General features: G+C 67.3%; 19 protein-coding genes, 1 tRNA gene and 1 pseudogene. 11 read left to right on the top strand and 10 right to left on the bottom strand.

Features of this window, described 5'->3' with window-relative positions:
• Positions 1–46 precede the first annotated feature (46 nt).
• On the bottom strand, positions 47–544 hold the full coding sequence (locus MYA_RS10625) for a hypothetical protein (protein ID WP_011885677.1): 498 nt from the start codon (positions 542–544) through the stop codon (positions 47–49).
• Entirely contained in the window at positions 541–1,131 is a 591-nt protein-coding gene (locus tag MYA_RS10620; protein WP_224020498.1) for a hypothetical protein, read from the bottom strand. Before MYA_RS10620 ends, MYA_RS10625 begins: the two co-directional genes overlap by 4 nt.
• Positions 1,132–1,379: 248 nt before the next feature.
• On the opposite strand from MYA_RS10620, the gene MYA_RS10615 reads away from it, so the two are divergent.
• From MYA_RS10615 to MYA_RS10605, 3 genes are all read left to right on the top strand, one after another.
• A complete protein-coding gene (locus tag MYA_RS10615) occupies positions 1,380–1,577 on the top strand; it encodes a hypothetical protein (RefSeq protein WP_014723439.1) in 198 nt (65 codons plus the stop codon).
• Between the two features lie 135 nt (positions 1,578–1,712).
• Positions 1,713–3,134 carry an alpha,alpha-trehalose-phosphate synthase (UDP-forming) gene (gene otsA / locus MYA_RS10610; RefSeq protein ID WP_014723438.1) on the top strand — a complete coding sequence of 474 codons (1,422 nt, stop codon included), beginning with the start codon at positions 1,713–1,715 and terminating at the stop codon, positions 3,132–3,134.
• A complete protein-coding gene (locus tag MYA_RS10605; protein ID WP_014723437.1) occupies positions 3,127–3,705 on the top strand; it encodes an AAA family ATPase in 579 nt (192 codons plus the stop codon). The genes otsA and MYA_RS10605 overlap by 8 nt, the downstream gene beginning before the upstream one ends.
• A 25-nt stretch (positions 3,706–3,730) precedes the next feature.
• Here MYA_RS10605 and MYA_RS10600 read toward each other — a convergent pair whose 3' ends face one another.
• Both MYA_RS10600 and MYA_RS10595 read right to left on the bottom strand, forming a co-directional pair.
• Positions 3,731–5,098, bottom strand: coding sequence for an MFS transporter (locus MYA_RS10600; protein WP_041493874.1), 1,368 nt, complete (start codon positions 5,096–5,098; stop codon positions 3,731–3,733).
• Between the two features lie 185 nt (positions 5,099–5,283).
• Entirely contained in the window at positions 5,284–5,664 is a 381-nt protein-coding gene (locus MYA_RS10595; RefSeq protein WP_014723435.1) for a DUF5594 family protein, read from the bottom strand.
• A 118-nt stretch (positions 5,665–5,782) separates the two neighbouring features.
• Here MYA_RS10595 and MYA_RS10590 point away from each other — a divergent pair, with 118 nt between their 5' ends.
• Positions 5,783–6,184 carry a hypothetical protein gene (locus MYA_RS10590; RefSeq protein WP_011885671.1) on the top strand — a complete coding sequence of 134 codons (402 nt, stop codon included), beginning with the start codon at positions 5,783–5,785 and terminating at the stop codon, positions 6,182–6,184.
• Positions 6,185–6,356: 172 nt separating this feature from the next.
• On the opposite strand, the gene MYA_RS10585 is transcribed toward MYA_RS10590, so the two are convergent.
• Positions 6,357–6,686 carry a hypothetical protein gene (locus tag MYA_RS10585; RefSeq protein WP_011885670.1) on the bottom strand — a complete coding sequence of 110 codons (330 nt, stop codon included), beginning with the start codon at positions 6,684–6,686 and terminating at the stop codon, positions 6,357–6,359.
• Positions 6,687–6,829: 143 nt separating this feature from the next.
• Here MYA_RS10585 and eco point away from each other — a divergent pair, with 143 nt between their 5' ends.
• Positions 6,830–7,330: a serine protease inhibitor ecotin gene (gene eco / locus MYA_RS10580; RefSeq protein ID WP_014723434.1), complete on the top strand. Its 501-nt coding sequence runs from the start codon at positions 6,830–6,832 to the stop codon at positions 7,328–7,330.
• Between the two features lie 1,215 nt (positions 7,331–8,545).
• On the opposite strand, the pseudogene MYA_RS10570 reads toward eco, so the two are convergent.
• From MYA_RS10570 to MYA_RS10560, 3 genes and pseudogenes are all read right to left on the bottom strand, one after another.
• Positions 8,546–8,707: pseudogene (locus tag MYA_RS10570) on the bottom strand (Arm DNA-binding domain-containing protein); the annotation flags it as partial.
• A gap of 165 nt (positions 8,708–8,872) precedes the next feature.
• Positions 8,873–8,947: transfer RNA gene (locus tag MYA_RS10565), tRNA-Arg, on the bottom strand.
• 150 nt (positions 8,948–9,097) lie between these two features.
• On the bottom strand, positions 9,098–9,280 hold the full coding sequence (locus tag MYA_RS10560; RefSeq protein WP_011885645.1) for a rubredoxin: 183 nt from the start codon (positions 9,278–9,280) through the stop codon (positions 9,098–9,100).
• A gap of 195 nt (positions 9,281–9,475) precedes the next feature.
• On the opposite strand from MYA_RS10560, the gene MYA_RS10555 reads away from it, so the two are divergent.
• From MYA_RS10555 to MYA_RS10535, 5 genes are all read left to right on the top strand, one after another.
• Positions 9,476–9,880, top strand: a complete 405-nt coding sequence (locus tag MYA_RS10555; RefSeq protein WP_011885644.1) for a DUF4399 domain-containing protein — start codon at positions 9,476–9,478, stop codon at positions 9,878–9,880.
• Positions 9,881–10,125: 245 nt separating this feature from the next.
• On the top strand, positions 10,126–12,075 hold the full coding sequence (locus tag MYA_RS10550; protein WP_041493872.1) for an ATP-binding cassette domain-containing protein: 1,950 nt from the start codon (positions 10,126–10,128) through the stop codon (positions 12,073–12,075).
• 238 nt (positions 12,076–12,313) lie between these two features.
• Positions 12,314–14,296, top strand: coding sequence for a DNA topoisomerase IV subunit B (locus MYA_RS10545; RefSeq protein WP_011885642.1), 1,983 nt, complete (start codon positions 12,314–12,316; stop codon positions 14,294–14,296).
• A 68-nt stretch (positions 14,297–14,364) separates the two neighbouring features.
• Positions 14,365–16,686: a DNA topoisomerase IV subunit A gene (gene parC / locus MYA_RS10540; protein WP_014723431.1), complete on the top strand. Its 2,322-nt coding sequence runs from the start codon at positions 14,365–14,367 to the stop codon at positions 16,684–16,686.
• Positions 16,687–16,945: 259 nt separating this feature from the next.
• On the top strand, positions 16,946–17,404 hold the full coding sequence (locus MYA_RS10535) for a CopD family protein (RefSeq protein ID WP_011885640.1): 459 nt from the start codon (positions 16,946–16,948) through the stop codon (positions 17,402–17,404).
• 75 nt (positions 17,405–17,479) lie between these two features.
• Here the strand turns inward: MYA_RS10535 and MYA_RS10530 are convergent, their stop codons facing one another.
• On the bottom strand, positions 17,480–18,364 hold the full coding sequence (locus MYA_RS10530) for a LysR family transcriptional regulator (protein ID WP_014723430.1): 885 nt from the start codon (positions 18,362–18,364) through the stop codon (positions 17,480–17,482).
• A gap of 113 nt (positions 18,365–18,477) precedes the next feature.
• On the opposite strand from MYA_RS10530, the gene MYA_RS10525 reads away from it, so the two are divergent.
• Positions 18,478–18,924: a multidrug/biocide efflux PACE transporter gene (locus MYA_RS10525; protein ID WP_011885638.1), complete on the top strand. Its 447-nt coding sequence runs from the start codon at positions 18,478–18,480 to the stop codon at positions 18,922–18,924.
• Positions 18,925–18,967: 43 nt separating this feature from the next.
• Here MYA_RS10525 and MYA_RS10520 read toward each other — a convergent pair whose 3' ends face one another.
• Positions 18,968–20,176 carry a chromate transporter gene (locus MYA_RS10520; protein ID WP_014723428.1) on the bottom strand — a complete coding sequence of 403 codons (1,209 nt, stop codon included), beginning with the start codon at positions 20,174–20,176 and terminating at the stop codon, positions 18,968–18,970.
• Between the last annotated feature and the right edge of the window lie 125 nt (positions 20,177–20,301).

Here is a 20,301-nt window from a genome sequence, read left to right as displayed (position 1 = left end):
CGGCACACCGCCGCGCGGCGGCGTCCGACCGCCGCGCCGCGCAGCATCACTGCAGCGCGCCCCAGCGGTCCACGGCCGGTTCGGCCGACGCCCATTTCCATTGCTTGCCTTGCTGGCACGCGTTCGCGAAATACCAGTCGGCCTTGTCGCCATCCTTCACCGAGAACGCGAACTCCTTGCACAGCGCGAGCGCCGTCGAATAGGCGCGCGTCACGCGCACTTCGCCTTCGCCGTTCTCGAGCGGCAGCGTGTTGCTGACCTTCCACGGCTTCGCTTCGCCGACGGCCAGGCTGCCGGCCGCGTTCGCGATCGCGTCCTGCTGGTTCTGATGAAGCTGCTTCATCGTGCGATTGACGGCTTCGTCGGTCGCCGCCTGCACCGCGATGCCGACGCCGATGCCGACGGCCGGGTTCGCGGTCACGAGGCCCGTGGCCGCACCGGCGAGCGCGCCGCTCGCCGCGCCGACCGAGCCGCAGCCCGACAACGCCGCGCTCGCCGCCGCGCACAGCAGGCCGAGCGCCGCGATACGGATCGGGACGCTCATTGCAGCGCGCCCCAGCGTCCGGTGGCGGGCTCCGCCGACGCCCATTTCCACACCGGCCCGTCGCGGCAGATCGTGGCGACGTAGAACGCCGATTGCGCAGCCTTGTCGGCCTTGGCCGGCGTGTCGACGGCGAACACGATCTCCTTGCAGTCGAGCGGGCCGACGCTGATCATCCGGCTGACCGTCACGCGGCCTTGTTCGTCGTCTTCGATCGGAAACGAATGGTGCGTCGACCATGGCGCGACGCCGCCGACCTCGAGCGGGCCGGCAGCCTTCGCGATCTGCTCCTGCGTGTAGCGGTGCGCGACGCGCTGCGTGTACTGCACGCCCGCACGCGCGCCGGCCACGGCGCCGAGGCCGATGCCCGTCGCGACGGCCGCGTTGTTGGTGACCTTGGACGCGATTGCGGCGCCCGCGATACCGGCGCTGGCCGTCGCGCCTTCGCTGTACAGCGAGTTGCAGCCGGACAGTAGTGCGGCCGCGGCGAGCGCGGCCAGTGCGACGCGCGCCGGCATGACCGGGCGCCGCGGTTCGAAACGAATCTTCATCCCTGAGTGCAAGTCCTGTCTGGATGGGCGGCGCCGCATGCGCGCCCCGTGCCGCATCATTGTTTCGCAATTGTCATACGAAAACTGCAAAGCTTTGACAAATCGCGGTGCGACGGCTCGCGCGCGGACGCGCGGCGCTATTGTCGGACAGGCCGCCGGCGCAGGGTCGAATCGTTACAAATTGAAGGTAATTGTTACCTTCGCTCGCAATGAAGCGACCTAGACTCATTGTCTGTGGAATGTTTCAACGACGGCTTCGAGCCGCGCCGACCATGAGACACCCAGCCATGCACCGTTCGAAACGGTTTTCACCTCGGTCGTCCGATACGGGCGCCGAGCGCCCGCCGCCGCAGCCGGACGGGCCAGCGGCGCCGCCGGCCGGCGCGCCCGACGATGCGCCCACCGACGGCGATCACAACCAGGGCGGCGCCCGCCCGGAAGGGCTCGACTATCAGCGCGACCTCGGCCACGAGCAGGACGCTTGATTTCGTCGGCGCATTCCACTGCCGTAGTTCCCGGCATTTCCCGCAACTGAATCGCCGCGCGTCCGCCTGCGGGCGGCCGGCGTCCGCCGCGGCTTGCGCTGCGCGGCGACCTATCGAATCGAGGAGGGAAGTCGCATGAGCAGATTGATCGTGGTATCGAACCGTGTCGCCGCCGGCGAGGACACGCGCCCGAGCGCCGGCGGCCTGGCGGTCGGCGTGATGGACGCGCTGAAGCAAACCGGCGGCGTGTGGTTCGGCTGGAACGGCGAGATCGTCGGGACGCCCGACGCCGCGCCCGCGGTGCGGCGCGACGGCAACGTCACGTATGCGACGCTCGGCCTCACCCGGCGCGACTACGATCAGTACTATCGCGGCTTCTCGAACGCGACGCTGTGGCCGGTATTCCACTACCGAAGCGATCTCGCGCGCTTCGACCGGCAGGAGTACGCGGGCTATCTGCGCGTGAACGCGATGCTCGCCCGGCAGCTCGCCGCGCTGTTGCGGCCCGACGATCTGATCTGGGTGCACGACTATCATCTGCTGCCGTTCGCGCATTGCCTGCGCGAGCTCGGCGTGAAGAACCCGATCGGCTTCTTCCTGCACATCCCGTTTCCGTCGCCCGACATGCTGCGCGTCGTGCCGCCGCACGACGAGCTGGTGAAGTTCATGTGCGCGTACGACATCGCGGGGTTCCAGACCGACGCCGACAAGCGCGCGTTCACCGACTACATCGAGCGGCGCGGGATCGGCACGGCGAGCGACGACGGGATGCTGCATGCGCACGGCCGGGTCGTGAAGGTCGCGGCCTATCCGATCGGCGTGTATCCGGACGCGATTGCCGAGGCGGCCGTCCAGTACGGCGGCCGCAAGCCGGTGAAGATGCTGCGCGATGCGCTCGGCGGCCGCAAGCTCGTGATGAGCGTCGACCGGCTCGACTATTCGAAGGGGCTGGTCGAACGTTTCCAGTCGTTCGAGCGTATGCTCGCCGGCGCGCCGGACTGGCAGGGGCGCGTGTCGTTCGTGCAGATCGCGCCGCCGACGCGCTCCGACGTGCAGACCTACCAGCGCATTCGCGAGACGCTCGAACGCGAGGCCGGCCGCATCAACGGACGCTTCGCGCAACTCGACTGGACGCCGATCCAGTATCTGAACCGCAAGTACGAACGCAATCTGCTGATGGCGTTCTTCCGGATGTCGCAGGTCGGCTACGTGACGCCGCTGCGCGACGGGATGAACCTGGTCGCGAAGGAATACGTCGCATCGCAGGACCCGGCCGATCCCGGCGTACTCGTGCTGTCGGAATTCGCCGGCGCGGCCGCCGAGCTGGGCGGCGCGTTGCTCGTCAATCCGTACGACCACGCGCAGATGGCCGATGCGCTCGCGCGCGCGCTGGCGATGCCGCTCGCCGAGCGGCAGGCGCGCCATGAGGAGAACCTCGCCCAGCTGCGCAACAACGACCTGTCGGTGTGGCGCGACACGTTCGTCGCCGATCTGCGCAGCGTTGCAGCCGCCGCCTCGGTCACCCAGCGCGCGGGCCGGCGGACCGCGCATGTCTGAGCGCGTCGACGGCGAAAGCCTCGACCAGGCGTGCGCGCGCTTCTTCGTCGTCACGGGCGGCCCGGGCTCCGGCAAGACCACCTTGCTCGATGCGCTGGAGCGCAGCGGCTTCGCGCGCTCGCACGAGGCCGGGCGCGGCGTGATTCGCGACCAGATGGCGATCGACGGCCCGGCGCTGCCGTGGCGCGACCGCGCCGCGTTCGCCGAGTTGATGCTGAACTGGGAGCTGCGTTCGTACGATCTTGCGCGACGCGCACGCGGGCCGGTGTTCTTCGATCGCGGCGTGCCGGACGTGCTCGGCTACCTGCGGCTGACGGGCCTCGCGGTGCCCGCGCACGCGGAGGCCGCGGCGCGGCGGTTTCGCTATCACCGGCGCGTGTTCGTCGCGCCGCCGTGGCGCGAGATCTACACGCAGGACGCCGAACGGCGGCAGGATTTCGACGAGGCCGTGCGCACCTTCGACGTGATGGTCGCCTGCTATACGGCGTATGGCTATCGGCCGATCGAGCTGCCGCGCGCGAGCGTGAAGGCGCGCGTGCGGTTCGTGATGGACGCGCTCGACGCCGCGTGAGCGGCGCGAGCGGCGAGCGGCGGCGTCACGCCGCGGTATCGGCCCGCGGCGACGCGATGCGTAGCGTGCTGACCACCGCGGCGACGGCTGCGAAGGCCGCCGCGGCATAGAGCGCGATGGTCGGCCCGTGCTGCGGCGCCACGCCGAAAATCAATGCGACCAGCGCGGCGCCGAGCGTCTGGCCGGTCAGCCGTGCGGTACTGAGCATCCCGCCTGCGCCGCCGCTGCGCTCGCGCGGCGCCGACGACAGCATCGCGCGATTGTTCGGCGACTGGAACAGCCCGAAGCCCGCGCCGCACAGCGCCATCCGCCACACGATGTCGACGGTGCCCGGATGCGCGCCGATCGTCGCCAGCGACAGCAGGCCGGCCGCGAACAGCGCGAGCCCGATGCCGCCGAGGATGCCGGCCGAGTAGCGATCGGACAGCACGCCCGCGAGCGGCGCGGCGAACACGATCACGAGCGGCCACGGTGTCATGTACAGCCCGGTTTCGACCTGCGAGAAGCCGAGCGAATGCTGCAGCCAGAACGGCAGCGCGACGAACGCGAGCATCTGCGACGTGAAGGATGCGACCGACGTGCCGATCGACAGCGCGAACATCGGAATGCGCATCAGGTCGACCGGCAGCAGCGGCGCCGGCTGCGACAACTGGCGCTTCACGAAGAAGTAGCCGATGCCGAGCGCGACCGCGAGTTCGGCCGCGACGTATGCGCGGCTTTCGCCGTGGCCGAGCCCGTCGACGGCCATGATCAGCAGCCCGAACACGCACGCGTTCATCAGCGCGCTCGCAAAGTCGTACGGTGCGTCGTGTAGCGGGTTCGCCGGCAACGCGCGCACGCTGCCGAACACTGCCGCGATGCCGATCGGCACGTTGACCGCGAACAGCCACGGCCACGACGCGAACGACAGGATTGCGGAGGCGACCGTCGGCCCGATCGCCGACGACAGCGCGACCACCATCGCGTTGATCGAGAGCCCGCGTCCGAGCATCGACGACGGGTAGATCATCCGCACGAGCGCCGCGTTCACGCTCATGATGCCGGCCGCACCGAAGCCCTGGATCACGCGCATCACGGCGAGCGTCGGCAGCGAGCCGGACAGCGCGCAGCCGAGCGACGCCGCGGTGAAAACCGCCAGCCCGGAGATGTAGACGCGGCGATAACCGATGCGCTCGCCCAGCGACGCGAGCGGCAGCAGCGTGATCGTGACGGCGAGCTGATAGGCGTTGACGATCCAGATCGATGCGGCGTCGGAGGCGTGCAGGTCGCGCGCGATCGTCGGCAGCGCGACGTTCGCGATCGCGCCGTCGAGCACGGCGAGCGTGATGCCCAGTGCGACGCAGACGATCGCCCAGTAGCGTTGCGGAAGCGGCAGGCCGGTATCGGCGTTCATGTCGGGAGCGAAAGCGTGGTTGTCCGCGCGCCCGGGCGCCGGTTGCGTGCGCAACCATGCTCGCGGGCGCTGGCGATGGGGAATGACCCGGCCGGCACGACGGCGCCGAAGCGGGGCCGGTCGAGTGTATCACCGGGCCGCGTTGCGCGACGCCGGCGTACCGAGCCGCTTGCCGGCGCGCGCACTCAGCCTTCGAAGTCGAGCCCGCCGAGCCGTACCAGCGGTTCCGCCTGCGTGCGCGACGCGAGATCGATGTCGCGTGCGCTTTCCCAGGCATTCAGCTTCTTCGGCAGCGCGCTCAGGTAATGTTCGAAGCGCGCCGCGCCGTCGGGCTCCATCAGCCGTTCGATTTCGTCGGTGTCCCAGGTCAGTTCGAGGTTCAGCGGATAGGCGAAGCCGCTGACGTGCTCGTGCGGTGCGCTGCTGATGTGTACGCGGGTCGGTTGGCCGTGGCCGCCATACGGGACGACGTCGGCGTGCACGTGTTCGGCGAAGAAAGCGGCGATCGCGTGCGCGATGCGCGGCGCGAATTCGGTATCGAAACGGCGGGCGGTTTCGGGCTGCATGCGGGGCGTCTCCTGTATGCCGAAAATCGTAGCACGGCAGCGCAGCGTTTCGCTGGGCGCGTGCCCGGTAATCGCGCGTTACCACTTGCTGCATCTATTACGGGCGGGCGCAGCCACAATGCATCGCATTCAGTACCACTTCGCGTGGGAGTCCATCATGAAGAAGATTGCCGCAGTATGTGTGCTCGCCGGTTCGCTCGTCGCGGCGGGGCCGGCCTCCGCGCACGGCCGCGACGGCGGTGCAGTGATCGGCGCGTTGATCGGCGGCGCGGTGCTCGGGGCGATCGTGACGTCGGCGATGAATCCGCCCGTCGCGTATCAGGCGCCCGTGTATCAGGCGCCGGCTTACCAGCCGCCGACCTACTACCAGGCGCCGGCGTATCAACAGCCCGCTTATCCGGCCTATCAGCAGGCGCAGTATCAGGACGACGGACCGAACTATTGCTACGACCGGTATCAGCGCGCGTATGTGTGCGGCGCGCCGGTGTCGGGCGGGTATGCGCAGCCGGGCGGATGGTGAGCGATTTCACCGCTGCACGCGGCGCCGAGCGGGGCGCGGCGTGCAGCATCACGTCACGGAAGGCGAAAGGCCCTCGCACGATGCGAGGGCCTTTCGTCATTTGATGGGGGGCTGGAGGAGCGCGGGCGGCCGGTGTGAGGATACAAACGGTTGCAATTGCGCGGCGCGACGATCAGTGGCGGTGGCCGCCGCCGTCGCCGGGACCGCGTCCGCCGTCGTTCCAGTCGCCCCGACGTCCGCCGCCGCGGCCCCAGCCGCCACGGTTGCCCCAGCCGCCGCGGTCGCGGTCCCAGTGGCGGTTGTCGCGGTGTCCGCGATCCCAGTCGCCGCCGCCGCCCCAGATATTGACGGTGCCGTAGACCGGCGCGGCGCCGTAGGCCGGCCCGTAGGCATAGCCGGGATCGGAATAGTACGGCTGCCCGTAGCTGTATCCGGCGTCCGGGGCGACGACGCAACCGGCGAGCAGCGTGGCGACGCTGGCGGTGGCAATGAGCTTCAGCATGATGATCTCCGTTGGTTCCGCTATGAATACCGCGGGCGGAGATCGGCGGCTGTTTGCAATTGTGTCGCGAAATTACGGTGCCGTAAGGTCTTGAGGTGAAAGCGTTAGCATCGGGAGCCTATTTGTCAGACAGGAGCACATCGATGAAATACGCGATCCGGGCCGCTTTGGCCGCCTTTTGCGTGACGACCGCCGGTGCGTGGGCGGCGGGGCCGGCATCGGCGCCTGCCGTGTCGGCCGAGTCGATCAAGATGTTCCCGCAACTGGCCGCCGGCCAGCAGCGCGCGGTGATCGCGCTGCCCGCGCTCGACAACGAGGCCGACGCGCGCGTCGAGCTGATGATCGGCAAGACACTGCCGACCGACTGCAATCAGCAGTGGTTCGGCGGCGAGCTTACCGCCGAGGACGTGAAGGGCTGGGGCTATACCTACTATCGGCTCACCGACGTGAAGGGACCGGCGTCGACGCTGATGGCATGCCCGGCTCAAGCGCCGCAGCAACACTTCGTGCAGGTGCGCGGCGATGGTCAGCTGCTGCGGTACAACAGCCGGTTGCCGTTGGTCGTGTATGTGCCGGAAGGGTTTGAGGTGCGGTATCGCGTCTGGCATGCGGCGAAGGATGTGGGGCAGGCTGGGATGCAGTGAGGCGATGATGCGCGGCCGTGTTCTGCGCGGTGATGGGCTTGCGCATGGGGCCTCAGGCATTGATGAGGTCCGCGTGGGCGGAGAATGCGAGGGGCACTATGCCGTCGCCGAGCCGGGGACGTAGCGAGGCAATCGGCTACTCGCGCATTGCGATTACCGTTTGCCGCACCGTGTCGGAGCGCTCTGCCTAAGGCAGTTCTCGACCTCTTCATACTGAATCGCGGCCCAAGCCTCGCGTTCATCGGGTGAGGTTGCCTGAAACAGACTACTCAGATGCGGACGTCGCTAATGACCCATTGTCGACCTTCCGTAGACGCGCGAGTTGCTGAGAGGATCTCGCTCGATCAGAATAACTTTCCAAATTGCGGTGAGGCAGCGATGGTCAAACCCGTGGTGACAGCGTCGATGTTCCGCTGCGCTCGACCAATACTATTTCGGACCGGTCACCCTAGCTTTCCATTCTCCGTTTGTGGGTCGGGCTTCGTCGTTCGCTACTGCGATAGATTATTCGCAATAACGAGTCGTCATGCAGGTGCCAACTTTAATCTTGCTGATACGCGCGTCCAATATCATCCCAACGCACCAGAAGTTATTGTGACATCGCACTGGTACGTTATTCACGGCGGCAGCGCGTCCGATACAGACCAGTACGATATCGTCGTTCATGGAGCCGACGGTGCGCGGTTGGACTCATCGCTGTTCGGAAACTATCTCCCTTACAGTTTGCCCGACTTAGGTGCGCGGCCGGCTTTTGGCAGGGATTCAATCTTTGCTATCCAAGGGTATCCGACGCACTTACGGGAGTTCGAGTGCGATACAGAATGCGAGTCCATCATCTCTAGCGCAATGCTAATGGACGCAGAGTACGTAGGTCCTTGCAAGACTGCAGAGATGCACCGACTCCGAGTCCACTGCGCGAGCCAGATAGAGTCTTTTGACGGAATGAGCGGGGCACCGGTGTTTCAAGTGTCGGCGGATCATACGCAAGAGGGAAAACAGTGGTTCGCTGGGATGCTGCTCCGGGGCACCCCACAATCCGGCGAAGTCCAATTCCTCGGATACGAGAAAATAATTGGCGTACTCGCGAGGATTGTGAACGGCGACATCGCGCACGCTTACACCGCTCCTCCAACCGCGGTTTAACGGATGGCCAACTTATTGATGCCTTGATGGAGCGGAGTCGCTATCGGCTTACGCGATATGGACTATCTCGGCCCCGGGGGCGAGCGTCTTCTGCTTGCCAAGGAAGCGGTATGAGAAGCGCCAGAACTTCGCGCCGTTCGGGTGGACGAGCAAGGACATTCCATTGCCGTCCGTGAGTTTGTACGGGGCCGCGCCGGCCTTCGCGTTCCGTACCTGTATGTCAGTGAGAGGCATCGTTGGTATCTGTGTTGTTGGTATCTGCTGATACCAACAACACAGATACCAACACTTTCTCCGGCTGTTACTGAGCAACGTTGGGTAACGATGGGAGCTGGAGGTCCGCCAGACGGGCTTGAGCGATGGACTTCTTGTGAATCTTGGGAATGGTTTGAAGTCGACTGGTCCCCCCGACAGGAATCGAACCTGTATCTAGCGCTTAGGAGGCGCTTGTTCTATCCATTGAACTACGGGGAGGGCCATGTCCGCGATATCGCGTGCTCAAGACGCGACCGGGACGGCAAGGTGGACAGCGCGCAGAGTATAGCAAACGCGCGGCGCGCCGGCGGAGCGAATACGATTCGCTCCGCGCGATCGCGTCAGAAGCTGCGCCTCAGAAACCCCGCCTCAGAAATCGACAACCACGAAATCTTCCTTGCCCACATCGCACAGCGGGCATCGCCAGTCGGCGGGGATATCGGCGAAACGCGTGCCGGCGGGGATGCCGTCGTCCGGCAGGCCTTCCGCTTCGTTGTAGACCCACCCGCAAATCAGGCAGACCCAGCTCTGGTATTCGGTTACTTCGCTCATGTGGTGCTCGGGAGGATGAAAGTCGCTGATGTCGTCCGCGGCGCGGCCAGCGGACGAGAGGCGCAATGGTACCGGAATTCCGCCGAACGCCCGCGCAACGTCGTTCAAGCGTGCACATCGCGAACCACGTCCGCCGTCGCGCGGCCGGGACGCGCAGTGTATGCTTCGTGAACCTTTCAATCCGAAGGAGAAAACATGCTCAACAAGAAGTGGATCGCGGGTGCGGTTTGTGTCGCGGCACTGGCCGTGTCGACGCTCGCGCGGGCCGAGGCGCGCGTGTTCTTCGTCGAGCCGCAGGACGGCGCGACGGTATCGAGCCCGGTGCACGTCAAGTTCGGTCTCGAAGGCATGGACCTGAAGCCGGCCGGCGACATGACGCCCGACACCGGCCACCATCACCTGCTGATCGACGGCAAGCCGGTGCCGAAAGGCGACGTGATTCCCGCCACCGACCATTCGCTGCACTTCGGCAAGGGCCAGACCGAAACCGACGTCAAGCTGCCGTCCGGCCAGCACACGCTGACGCTGCAACTCGGCGACGGTGCGCACCGCTCGTACGGGCCGGAGATGAGCTCGACGATCACGATCAACGTGAAGTAAACGCGTCCCACAAGCGGGCGCCCGGCTGCTAAGCGGCTACCAGGAAGCGGCCGTCAAGCGGCGGCCGGCCGCCCGCCGCATCGTTCGCACGGTGCCGGCGCCGCGGCGTGCCGACACGCTGCCGCCGTCAGCGCCGGCCGATACCCAAAAAGCCGCTCACCGCCATCGTCCATCCGGCCATCCCGGCGCACGCGTGCGCCACCGGTACAATGGGCGCTTCCGATTTCTCTCTTCGCCGTCTGCCCATGTCGCTTTATTCCATTACCGGTGCGCAACTCGCGTTCGGTCACGTCGCGTTGCTCGATCACGCGGACTTCTCGCTGGAGGCCGGCGAGCGCGTCGGTCTGATCGGTCGCAACGGTGCGGGCAAGTCGTCGCTGCTGAAGATCGTCGCGGGGCTCGCGAAGCCGGACGACGGGCTGATCACGCGCCAGCAGGAGCTCGTGACCGTCTACGTGCCGCAGGAGCCCGAATTCGAGCCGGGCGCGACCGTATTCGATGCCGTCGCGTCGGGGCTCACGCACACGCGCGAAGTGCTCGAAGAATACGATTCGATCGCCCACCGCCTCGCTGAAACGCCCGAAGGCGCCAAGCACGACGCGCTGCTCGCGCGGATGAACGCGCTGCAGTCGTCGCTCGATACGCACGACGCATGGAACTGGCGCACGCGCGTATCGATGACGCTCGCGCAGATCGGCCTGACCGACGGCGACGCGCCCGTCGACGCGCTCTCGGGCGGCATGCAAAAACGCGTCGCGCTGGCGCGCGCGCTGGTGCTGCAGCCGGACGTGCTGCTGCTCGACGAGCCGACCAACCATCTCGACTTCGACGGCATCCGCTGGCTGGAAGAGCTGCTCGTCGCGCAGCGCGCCGGCCTGCTGTTCATCACGCACGATCGCGCGTTCCTCGACCGTGTCGCCACGCGCATCGTCGAGCTCGATCGCGGCCGGCTGCTGTCCTATCCGGGCAATTTCTCGGCCTACCAGACGCGCAAGGCGCAGCAGCTCGAAGTCGAGCGCGTGGAAAACGAGAAGTTCGACAAGCTGCTCGCGCAGGAAGAAGTGTGGATCCGCAAGGGCGTCGAGGCGCGCCGCACGCGCAGCGTGGGCCGCGTCGCGCGGCTCGTGCAGATGCGCAACGAACGCGCCGAGCGTCGCAACGCGCAGGGCAACGTGAAGCTCGACGTCGCGCAGGGCGAGAAGTCCGGCAAGATCGTCGCGGAGCTGACCGACGTGACGAAGCGCTACGGCGAACGCACGGTCGTCGACAGGTTCTCGACGACGGTCATGCGCGGCGACAAGATCGGTTTCGTCGGTCCGAACGGCGCCGGCAAGACGACGCTGCTCAAGCTGATCCTCGGCGAGCTGAAGCCCGACGGCGGCACGGTGCGCATCGGCACGAACCTGCAGGTCGCGTACTTCGACCAGATGCGCGCGCAGCTCGACCAGGAAAAGAGCCTTGCCGACACGATCAGCCCGGGCAGCGAATGGATCGAGATCGGCGGCGTGCGCAAGCACGTGATGAGCTATCTCGGCGACTTCCTGTTCGCGCCGGAGCGCGCCCGCTCGCCGGTGAAGTCGCTGTCGGGCGGCGAACGCAACCGGCTGCTGCTCGCGCGCCTGTTCGCGCGTCCGGCGAACGTGCTGGTGCTCGACGAACCGACCAACGACCTCGACATCCCGACGCTCGAACTGCTCGAAGAACTGCTGGCCGATTACGACGGCACGGTGCTGCTGGTCAGCCACGATCGCGCGTTCCTCGACAACGTCGTGACGTCGGTGATCGCGGCCGAGGGCGACGGAAAGTGGCGCGAATACGTCGGCGGCTTCACCGACTGGCAGATCCAGAGCGAGCGCTCTCAGCAACTGGCGCAACAGGAAGCGGCGAAGCGCGCGGTGAAGGAGGCCGCGCCGCTCAAGGAGGATGCGGCAAAGAGCGCGGCCGGCCGTAATGCGCAACGCACGGTGAAGCTGTCGTTCAACGAGCAGCGCGAGCTCGATGCGCTGCCGGAAAAAATCGCGGCGCTCGAAGCGGAACAGAAAACGATCAATGCGCAGCTCGAGGACGGCTCGATCTTCGCGAAGGATCCGCAGGAAGGCACGCGCCTGACCGAGCGGTTCGCGGCGATCGACGATGAACTCCTCGCCGCGCTCGAGCGGTGGGAAACGCTCGAGGCGAAGCGCAAGCCGGTGTGACGGGCCGCCGCGGCGCGCCGCGGCCGGCATCGGCCGGCCGCCGTCATCGCAACCGGGCCGTCGCGCGGAACCAGTAAAATACCGCGCGTCCCGGGCCGCGCATGTCGCGCCCGCTTTCGGAGCAGTCCGAGCACACCGTTGTTTCGATTCGCTTTTTTACGGAACTCAACGTTTTGTCCACGACGTTATCCACACGAGATGTGGACAACGTCCCGATGAATGACGAAATTCAGCATCTATGTCAACGAAGAAGCCCAGCGCGGCCTATAGCGAAGCATCGATCAAGGTGCTCAAGGGTCTCGAGCCGGTCAAGCAGCGGCCCGGCATGTACACCCGTACCGAAAATCCGCTGCACATCATCCAGGAAGTGATCGACAACGCGTCCGACGAAGCGCTCGGCGGCTACGGCAAGCAGATCACGGTCACGCTGCACGCCGATCAGTCGGTGTCGGTCGAGGACGACGGCCGCGGCATTCCGTTCGGGATGCACCCGGAAGAACGCGTGCCGGTCGTCGAGATCGTGTTCACGCGCCTGCACGCGGGCGGCAAGTTCGACAAGGCCGCCGGCGGCGCATACACGTTCTCGGGCGGTCTGCACGGCGTCGGCGTGTCGGTGACCAACGCGCTCGCGACGCGTCTGGACGTGACGGTCTGGCGCGAAGGCAAGATCGCCAGCCTCGGCTTCGCCGACGGCGACGTGGTGAAGCCGCTCGCGACGCAGGCGGCCGGCCGCGGCGAGAAGAAGTCCGGCACGCGCGTGCAGGTGTGGCCGAATCCGAAGTACTTCGATTCGCCGAACCTGCCGCTCGGCGAGCTGCAGCGCCTGCTGCGCTCGAAGGCCGTGCTGCTGCCGGGCGTCGAGGTCGTGCTCGTCAACGAGAAGACGGGCGAGCGCCAGGCGTGGAAATACGAAGACGGCCTGCGCGGCTACCTGCTCGACGAGATGAACGGCAGCGAGCTGCTGATTCCGCTGTTCGAAGGCGAGCGTTTCGCCGATGCGCGTTCGACCGACGACACCTTCGCCGAAGGCGAGGGCGCGTCGTGGGTCGTCGCATGGAGCGAGGAAGGCTCGCTCGTGCGCGAATCGTACGTGAACCTGATCCCGACGCCGGCCGGCGGCACGCACGAGTCGGGCCTGCGCGACGGGCTCTACCAGGCGGTGAAGAGCTTCGTCGAACTGCACAACCTGCAGCCGAAGGGCGTGAAGCTGCTGGCGGAAGACGTGTTCGCGCGCGTATCGTTCGTGCTGTCCGCGAAGGTGCTCGATCCGCAGTTCCAGGGGCAGATCAAGGAGCGGCTGAACAGCCGCGACGCGGTCAAGCTGGTGTCGTCGTTCTCGCGTCCGGCGCTCGAACTGTGGCTGAACCAGCACGTCGAGCACGGCAAGAAGCTCGCCGAGCTCGTGATCAAGCAGGCGCAGGCGCGCACGCGCGCCGGCCAGAAGGTCGAGAAGCGCAAGAGCTCGGGCGTCGCGGTGCTGCCGGGCAAGCTGACCGACTGCGAGACGGAAGACATCGCGCGCAACGAGCTGTTCCTCGTCGAGGGCGACTCGGCGGGCGGCTCCGCGAAGATGGGCCGCGACAAGGAATACCAGGCGATCCTGCCGCTGCGCGGCAAGGTGCTGAACACGTGGGAAACCGAGCGCGACCGCCTGTTCGCGAACAACGAGGTGCACGACATCTCGGTCGCGATCGGCGTCGATCCGCACAGCCCGGACGATACCGTCGACCTGTCGAACCTGCGCTACGGCAAGATCTGCATCCTGTCGGACGCGGACGTCGACGGCTCGCACATCCAGGTGCTGCTGCTCACGCTGTTCTTCAAGCACTTCCCGCAGCTGATCGAGCGCGGCCACGTGTACGTCGCGCGCCCGCCGCTGTTCCGCGTCGACGCGCCGGCGCGCGGCAAGAAGCCCGCGCAGAAGCTCTACGCGCTCGACGAAGGGGAGCTCGAAGCGACGCTCGACAAGCTGCGCAAGGACGGCGTGCGCGACACGCAGTGGAGCATCAGCCGCTTCAAGGGCCTCGGCGAAATGAGCGCCGAGCAGCTGTGGGACACGACGATGAACCCCGACACGCGCCGCCTGATGCCGGTCAAGCTCGGCGAGCTCGACTACGAGGCGACCGTCGCGCGGATGACGATGCTGATGGGCAAGGGCGAGGCAGCCGCGCGGCGCGGCTGGCTCGAGGAAAAGGGCAACGACGTCGAAGCGGATATCTAAGCCGGGCATCCGCACGGCCGGGCCGCGCGCCCGGCCCGCCTCATGTCAGTTAAGAATACGGAATTCAGATGGACGACAACACTGCCGATCTCTTTGCCGGCCCCGACGCACCGGATACCGATGCGCTGACGCTCGGCAACTACGCCGAGCAGGCGTACCTCAGCTACGCGGTCAGCGTCGTGAAGAGCCGCGCGCTGCCGGACGTCTGCGACGGCCAGAAGCCGGTGCAGCGCCGCATCCTGTTCGCGATGAACGAAATGGGTCTCGGTCCCGACGCGAAGCCGGTGAAGTCGGCGCGCGTGGTGGGCGACGTGCTCGGTAAATACCACCCGCACGGCGACCAGTCGGCGTACGACGCGCTCGTGCGCCTCGCGCAGGATTTCTCGCTGCGCTATCCGCTGATCGACGGGCAGGGCAACTTCGGCTCGCGCGACGGCGACGGCGCGGCGGCGATGCGGTACACCGAAGCGCGCCTCACGCCGATCTCGAAGCTGCTGCTCGACGAGATCGACCAGGGCACGGTCGACTTCATGCCGAACTACGACGGCTCGTTCGAGGAGCCGAAGACGCTGCCGAGCCGCATGCCGTTCGTGCTGCTGAACGGCGCGTCGGGCATCGCGGTGGGCCTCGCGACGGAAATCCCGTCGCACAACCTGCGCGAAGTCGCGGCCGCCGCGGTCGCGTTGATCCGCAATCCGAAGCTCACGCACGCGGAGCTGATGAACCTGATCCCCGGCCCGGACTTCCCCGGCGGCGGTCAGATCATCTCGAGCGACGCTGAAATCTCGGCGGCGTACGAAACCGGCCGCGGCAGCCTGAAGGTGCGCGCGAAGTGGAAGATCGAGGATCTGGCGCGCGGCCAGTGGCAGCTGGTCGTCACCGAGCTGCCGCCGAACACGTCGGGCCAGAAGGTGCTCGAGGAAATCGAGGAGCTGACCAACCCGAAGCTCAAGCTCGGCAAGAAGACGCTCACGCCCGAGCAGCTCAACACGAAGAAGGCGATGCTCGACCTGCTCGACGCGGTGCGCGACGAGTCGGGCAAGGAAGCGGCGGTGCGGCTCGTGTTCGAGCCGAAGTCGCGCACGATCGACCAGACGGAATTCGTCAACACGCTGCTCGCCTACACGAGCCTCGAATCGAACGCGACGCTGAACCTCGTGATGATCGGCGCCGACGGCCGGCCGGGCCAGAAGGGCCTGCTGACGATCCTCGATGAATGGGTGAAGTACCGCCAGTCGACGATGACGCGGCGCTGCCGCCATCGTCTCGCGAAGGTCGACGACCGCATCCACATCCTCGAAGGGCGGATGATCGTCTTCCTGAACATCGACGAGGTGATTCGCATCATCCGCGAGTCGGACGAGCCGAAGAGCGCGCTGATGAGCGCGTTCGGCCTGACCGAGCGCCAGGCGGAAGACATCCTCGAGATCCGCCTGCGTCAGCTCGCGCGGCTCGAGAAGATCAAGATCGAGAAGGAACTCGACGCGCTGCGCGACGAGAAGGCGAAGCTCGAGGAGCTGCTCGCGAACGAAAGCGCGATGAAGCGGCTGATGATCAAGGAGATCGAAGCCGACGCGAAGCAGTACGGCGACGATCGCCGCACGCTGATCCAGCAGGAAAAGCGCGCGACGTTCGAGGCGAAGGTCGTCGACGAGCCGGTGACGGTGGTCGTCTCGCAAAAGGGCTGGGTGCGTGCGCTTAAGGGCCACGGGCTCGACCCGGCCGGCTTCTCGTTCAAGGCCGGCGACGGCCTGTACGCGGCGTTCCAGTGCCGCACGCCCGATCGGCTGATCGCCTGGGGCAGCAGCGGACGCGTCTATTCGGTCGACGTGTCGGTGCTGCCGGGCGGACGCGGCGACGGCGTGCCGGTCACGTCGCTGATCGAGCTCGAATCGGGCTCGCATCTGATGCACTACTACGCCGCGCCGGCCGATCAGCAACTGCTGCTGGCGTCGAGCAACGGCTTCGGCTTCCTCGCGAAGGTCGGCGACATGGTGAGCCGCGTGAAGGCCGGCAAGTCGTTCATGACGATCGACGCAGGCGCGGTGCCGCTCGCGCCGATGCCCGTGCTGCCGAACGCGACGCAGGTCGCGTGTCTGTCGAGCGGCGGCCGGCTGCTGGTGTTCGCGATGGACGAGATGAAGACGCTGTCCGGCGGCGGCCGCGGCGTGACGCTGATGGCGCTCGACGACAAGGAAACGCTCGTGCAGGCGCTCGCGATCGACCCGGCCGGCGTCGTGCTGATCGGCACCGGCCGCGGCGGCAAGGTGCAGGACGAAACGCTGTCGTACGCGGGGCTCGCGCCGCACGTCGGCAAGCGCGCACGCAAGGGCCGCGCGCCCGACACGAAGCTGAAGGTCGTCAACGAGCTGCGCCCGCTGCTCGGCTGACGACGCATCCGCCGGCGCGAGCCGGCACGACGGGCCGCACCCGCGCTTCGGCGCCGGTGCGGCCCGTGCTTTTGTGGCGACGAATGTGCGAAGAATGGGCGACGGCGCGGCGCTGGCGTCGTCGCGCGGAAGTTGCAAAATATTGTCAAATGCGGCCATGCGCCTGAACCGAGCGCTGGTCGGCAGGTCGAACGTCGCTCGAGACCGCGTGTGATGCGGTCGTTCGTTGCACTGAACCCGCTACCCCAGGATCGTCACCATGTCCCACGCCGTTGCCGTCGCCCTGTTTCTTCATCTGCTGGCCGTCGCCGTGTGGGTGGGCGGAATGGTGTTCGCGCACTTCTGCCTGCGCCCGGCGCTGTCCGATCTGACGCCGCAGTTGCGGCTGCCGTTGATCGAGGGCGTGTTCGGCCGGTTTTTCAACTGGGTGTCGGGCGCGGTGCTCGTGATCCTGCTGTCGGGCGGCTTCCTGCTCACGGCGTTCGGCGGCGCGCACGCGACCTGGCCGCTGCATGCGATGGCCGGGCTTGGCGTCGTGATGATGCTGATCTTCGGTCACATCCGCTTCGCGCTGTTTCCCCGTATCCGCCGCGCGGTGCAGGCGCAGAACTGGCCGGACGGCGCGCGCGCGGTGAATGCGGTGCGGCTGCTGGTCGTCGTCAACCTGGTGCTCGGCGTCGTGACGATCGGCGTGGCCGTGTTGGCGCGCGGCTTCTGAGCGGGGCCGGCTGACGGGTTCGTGCCGCTCGGCGCGGCCCGGCGCTGGCGCCGACGCGGGCAGAGCGGCGCGCCGCTACGCGGCCAGCATCGCATCGAGCAGCCACGCGCCGGCCGGGCCGAGCGGCCGGTTGCGCGACCACACCGCATCGACGCGGACCCGGCGTGGCCAGCCGCGCGCACGCAATTCACACAGCCGGTCGCGCGCGAAGTGCTCGACCATCCAGCGCGGCAGTTCGGCCCAGCCGAACCCCAGCACCGCCATTTCCAGCAGCATCAGGTAGCTCGGCGCGAGCCAGCGCTGCGTGCCGACGACGATCCGGTCCTCCGCGCGCTGGTCCTCCGGTTTCACGTACGTGTTCAGGCGCAACTCGCGCGCGTCGCGCAGCGCCGCATGCGGCACCTCGACGTCGCCGTAGGCGGCCAATGCATGCATGCGCCCGACGAACAGGCCGATCTCCGATTCCTCCGCGACCGTCGCCGCGCCGATATCGGCCGGGTAGACGGCCCGCGCCGCCATCAGCCCGAGCTGCGCGCGGCCTTGCTGGATCAGGTCGAGCACGTCGTCGTGCTCGGCGATCTGGCATTCGAGCTCGAGCGCCGGAAAACGCCGCTCGAGCGCCATCAAGGTTTCCTCGTAACGCTTCGACTGGTAGGTGTCCGACACGACCAGCGTCAGGCGCGCTTCCTCGCCGTGCGCGAGCCGCGCGGCGATGCGGTCGATCGCCGCGCCGGCCTCCAGCGCGCGCTGCACCTGCGGCAGCAGCGCGCGGCCGGCATCGGTCAGCGTCGGCGTGCGCGTCGCTCGGTCGAACAGCCGCACGCCGAGGTCGATCTCGAGGTTCGCGATCGCTTCGGATACCGTCGACTGGCGCTTTCCGAGCTTGCGCGCGGCGGCCGAGAACGAGCCGAGCTGGGCGGCTTCGGCAAAGGCGAGCAGGGCTTCGGGAGCGTGGCGCATGCGGCGGGTCTCATCTCGTTATATCGGCAAAACCGATGGTATCAAACTGGATGAGCGTCGTCGGACCGATCAGAATGGCCGCATCGGTTGAAACCAACGCATCGGAGGGAATCATGCAACAGACCAGCAAGACGCTGATGGAGCGCTTCGTTCACGCGCTGACGTTCGAACTCGTGGCGATCGCGCTGTGCGCGCCGCTCGGCGCGTGGCTGCTCGACATGCCGGTGTCGCACGTGGGCGCGTTGACGGTGATGGTGTCGTTGATCGCGATGGCGTGGAACATCGCGTTCAACGCGCTGTTCGACCGCTTCGAGCGCCGGGCGCGCGTCGCGCGTACGCTGCGCATGCGCGTCGTGCATGCGGTGGCGTTCGAGCTCGGCCTCGTCGCGATGGTGGTGCCGCTCGCCGCATGGTGGCTGAACGTCGGCATCGTCGACGCGCTGCTGCTGGATCTCGGCATCGTGCTGTTCTTTCTGCCGTACACGTTCGGCTTCAACCTCGCGTACGACGCGCTGCGCGCCCGCATCGTCGCGCGCCGCGTCGCCGCGCAGGCGGGCTGACCGAGCGCCGGCGGCGCACGGCGCACGGCGCGGCGTCAGTAAGTCAGTGCGCGGCGGCCCACAGCCACGCGCCGCACGCGATCGCGACCGCCCCGTACACCGCATACACGGGCGCCTTGAAGCGCGCGAAGCACAGCGTCGCGAACGCGCCGGTGAGCCAATAAACGGGATCGGCCGGCTCGCGATGCAGGATCTTGACGACGGCGACGACGAGAAAGCCGGTGGTTGCCGCACGCAGCAGCCGCATTCCGTGCTCGAAGCGCGAATGGCGCTTGAGCCGCGACAGGTGGTTCTGCGCGAACACGACCAGACACCCGGACGGCACGAACAGCGCGGTCGTCGCGAGCAGCGCGCCGAGCCAGCCGTCGGTCAGATAGCCGAGAAACGGCACGACGTTCAGCAACGGGCCGGGCGAGACCGGCGACAGCGCGAACGCGAGCGTGAAGTCGTGATCGGAGATGCCGGTCGCGGGCGACACGAACAGCGTCTTGAGCACCGGCAGCGCGGAGAAGCCGCCGCCGAACAGCGTCATGCCGGCGCCGGCGAGCCGCGGCCACAACAGCGTCGCCTGGTAGTCGCCCGGCAGCGGCACGGCGAACACCGCGACGAGCACGGCGAGCAGCACGAGCAGGTTGCGATCGCGCGCGGACAGCGTGAAGTCGACCGCCGCGTGTTGCGGCGGCCCACTGAGCCAGCCCGCGGCGAACGCCGCGAACAGGATGCCGACGAACGCGGCCGGGCTGTGCGCGAAAGCGAGCAGGATCGTCGACAGCGCGGCGATCAGCTGCTCCAGCGGCGTGCGAGCGAGCGTGCGCAACTGCTTGAGCCACGTGACGCCGATCAGCGCGGCCAGCACCATCCCGAAGTGATTGATCAGCATCGGCGTGGTCAGCGAACGCACGATCGGCGTGCGATAGAACGCCGCGAACAGCGTCATCAGGAGGAAGAACGGCAATACGCTCGCGATGCCGGCGATCCATGCGCCCACGCGGCCGTGCAGCGTCTGCCCGACCTGGATCGCGACATTGCAGCCGACCGGGCCCGGCACGAGCCATGCGAGCGCGACGAGATCGGCGAATACCTGCGGGTCGATGCGCTGCAGGCGGTCGACATAGTGGCGTTCGAGTTGCGCCATCATCGACAGGCCGCCCCAGGACACGGCGGAAATGCCGGCGACGACCTTGAACAGGGTCCACAGCGACGCCTGAGCCTGATCGATACGTTCGGCCGCTTCGACTTCGACGGTAGTCATGACGAGTGCAGTTGGCGCCGGATCCGGTCGCGCGTGAGGGCGTGCCGGCGGAGCGCCGGCACGATGGCCCTCCCGATTGTCCGCCGCGCATCATGACACTGCCATGCGCGAAAACGCTAATTAAT

It is taken from the genome of Burkholderia sp. KJ006 (assembly GCF_000262695.1).
GTDB classification, from domain to species: domain Bacteria; phylum Pseudomonadota; class Gammaproteobacteria; order Burkholderiales; family Burkholderiaceae; genus Burkholderia; species Burkholderia vietnamiensis.
The sequence above is the reverse complement of the archived record's forward strand: the minus strand, read 5'-3'. Positions and strand labels throughout refer to the sequence as shown.

What these genes read in the sequence shown, in the direction of transcription:
- parC (WP_014723431.1), top strand. Translation starts at nt 14,365, where the DNA reads ATGGACGACAACACTGCCGATCTCTTTGCCGGCCCCGACGCACCGGAT.
- MYA_RS10525 (WP_011885638.1), top strand. Translation starts at nt 18,478, where the DNA reads ATGCAACAGACCAGCAAGACGCTGATGGAGCGCTTCGTTCACGCGCTG.
- MYA_RS10530 (WP_014723430.1), bottom strand. Translation starts at nt 18,364, where the DNA reads ATGCGCCACGCTCCCGAAGCCCTGCTCGCCTTTGCCGAAGCCGCCCAG.
- MYA_RS10555 (WP_011885644.1), top strand. Translation starts at nt 9,476, where the DNA reads ATGCTCAACAAGAAGTGGATCGCGGGTGCGGTTTGTGTCGCGGCACTG.
- MYA_RS10595 (WP_014723435.1), bottom strand. Translation starts at nt 5,664, where the DNA reads ATGCAGCCCGAAACCGCCCGCCGTTTCGATACCGAATTCGCGCCGCGC.
- MYA_RS10620 (WP_224020498.1), bottom strand. Translation starts at nt 1,131, where the DNA reads ATGCGGCGCCGCCCATCCAGACAGGACTTGCACTCAGGGATGAAGATT.
- MYA_RS10600 (WP_041493874.1), bottom strand. Translation starts at nt 5,098, where the DNA reads ATGAACGCCGATACCGGCCTGCCGCTTCCGCAACGCTACTGGGCGATC.
- MYA_RS10535 (WP_011885640.1), top strand. Translation starts at nt 16,946, where the DNA reads ATGTCCCACGCCGTTGCCGTCGCCCTGTTTCTTCATCTGCTGGCCGTC.
- MYA_RS10590 (WP_011885671.1), top strand. Translation starts at nt 5,783, where the DNA reads ATGCATCGCATTCAGTACCACTTCGCGTGGGAGTCCATCATGAAGAAG.
- MYA_RS10625 (WP_011885677.1), bottom strand. Translation starts at nt 544, where the DNA reads ATGAGCGTCCCGATCCGTATCGCGGCGCTCGGCCTGCTGTGCGCGGCG.
- MYA_RS10560 (WP_011885645.1), bottom strand. Translation starts at nt 9,280, where the DNA reads ATGAGCGAAGTAACCGAATACCAGAGCTGGGTCTGCCTGATTTGCGGG.
- MYA_RS10605 (WP_014723437.1), top strand. Translation starts at nt 3,127, where the DNA reads ATGTCTGAGCGCGTCGACGGCGAAAGCCTCGACCAGGCGTGCGCGCGC.
- eco (WP_014723434.1), top strand. Translation starts at nt 6,830, where the DNA reads ATGAAATACGCGATCCGGGCCGCTTTGGCCGCCTTTTGCGTGACGACC.
- otsA (WP_014723438.1), top strand. Translation starts at nt 1,713, where the DNA reads ATGAGCAGATTGATCGTGGTATCGAACCGTGTCGCCGCCGGCGAGGAC.
- MYA_RS10615 (WP_014723439.1), top strand. Translation starts at nt 1,380, where the DNA reads ATGCACCGTTCGAAACGGTTTTCACCTCGGTCGTCCGATACGGGCGCC.
- MYA_RS10585 (WP_011885670.1), bottom strand. Translation starts at nt 6,686, where the DNA reads ATGCTGAAGCTCATTGCCACCGCCAGCGTCGCCACGCTGCTCGCCGGT.
- MYA_RS10520 (WP_014723428.1), bottom strand. Translation starts at nt 20,176, where the DNA reads ATGACTACCGTCGAAGTCGAAGCGGCCGAACGTATCGATCAGGCTCAG.
- MYA_RS10545 (WP_011885642.1), top strand. Translation starts at nt 12,314, where the DNA reads ATGTCAACGAAGAAGCCCAGCGCGGCCTATAGCGAAGCATCGATCAAG.
- MYA_RS10550 (WP_041493872.1), top strand. Translation starts at nt 10,126, where the DNA reads ATGTCGCTTTATTCCATTACCGGTGCGCAACTCGCGTTCGGTCACGTC.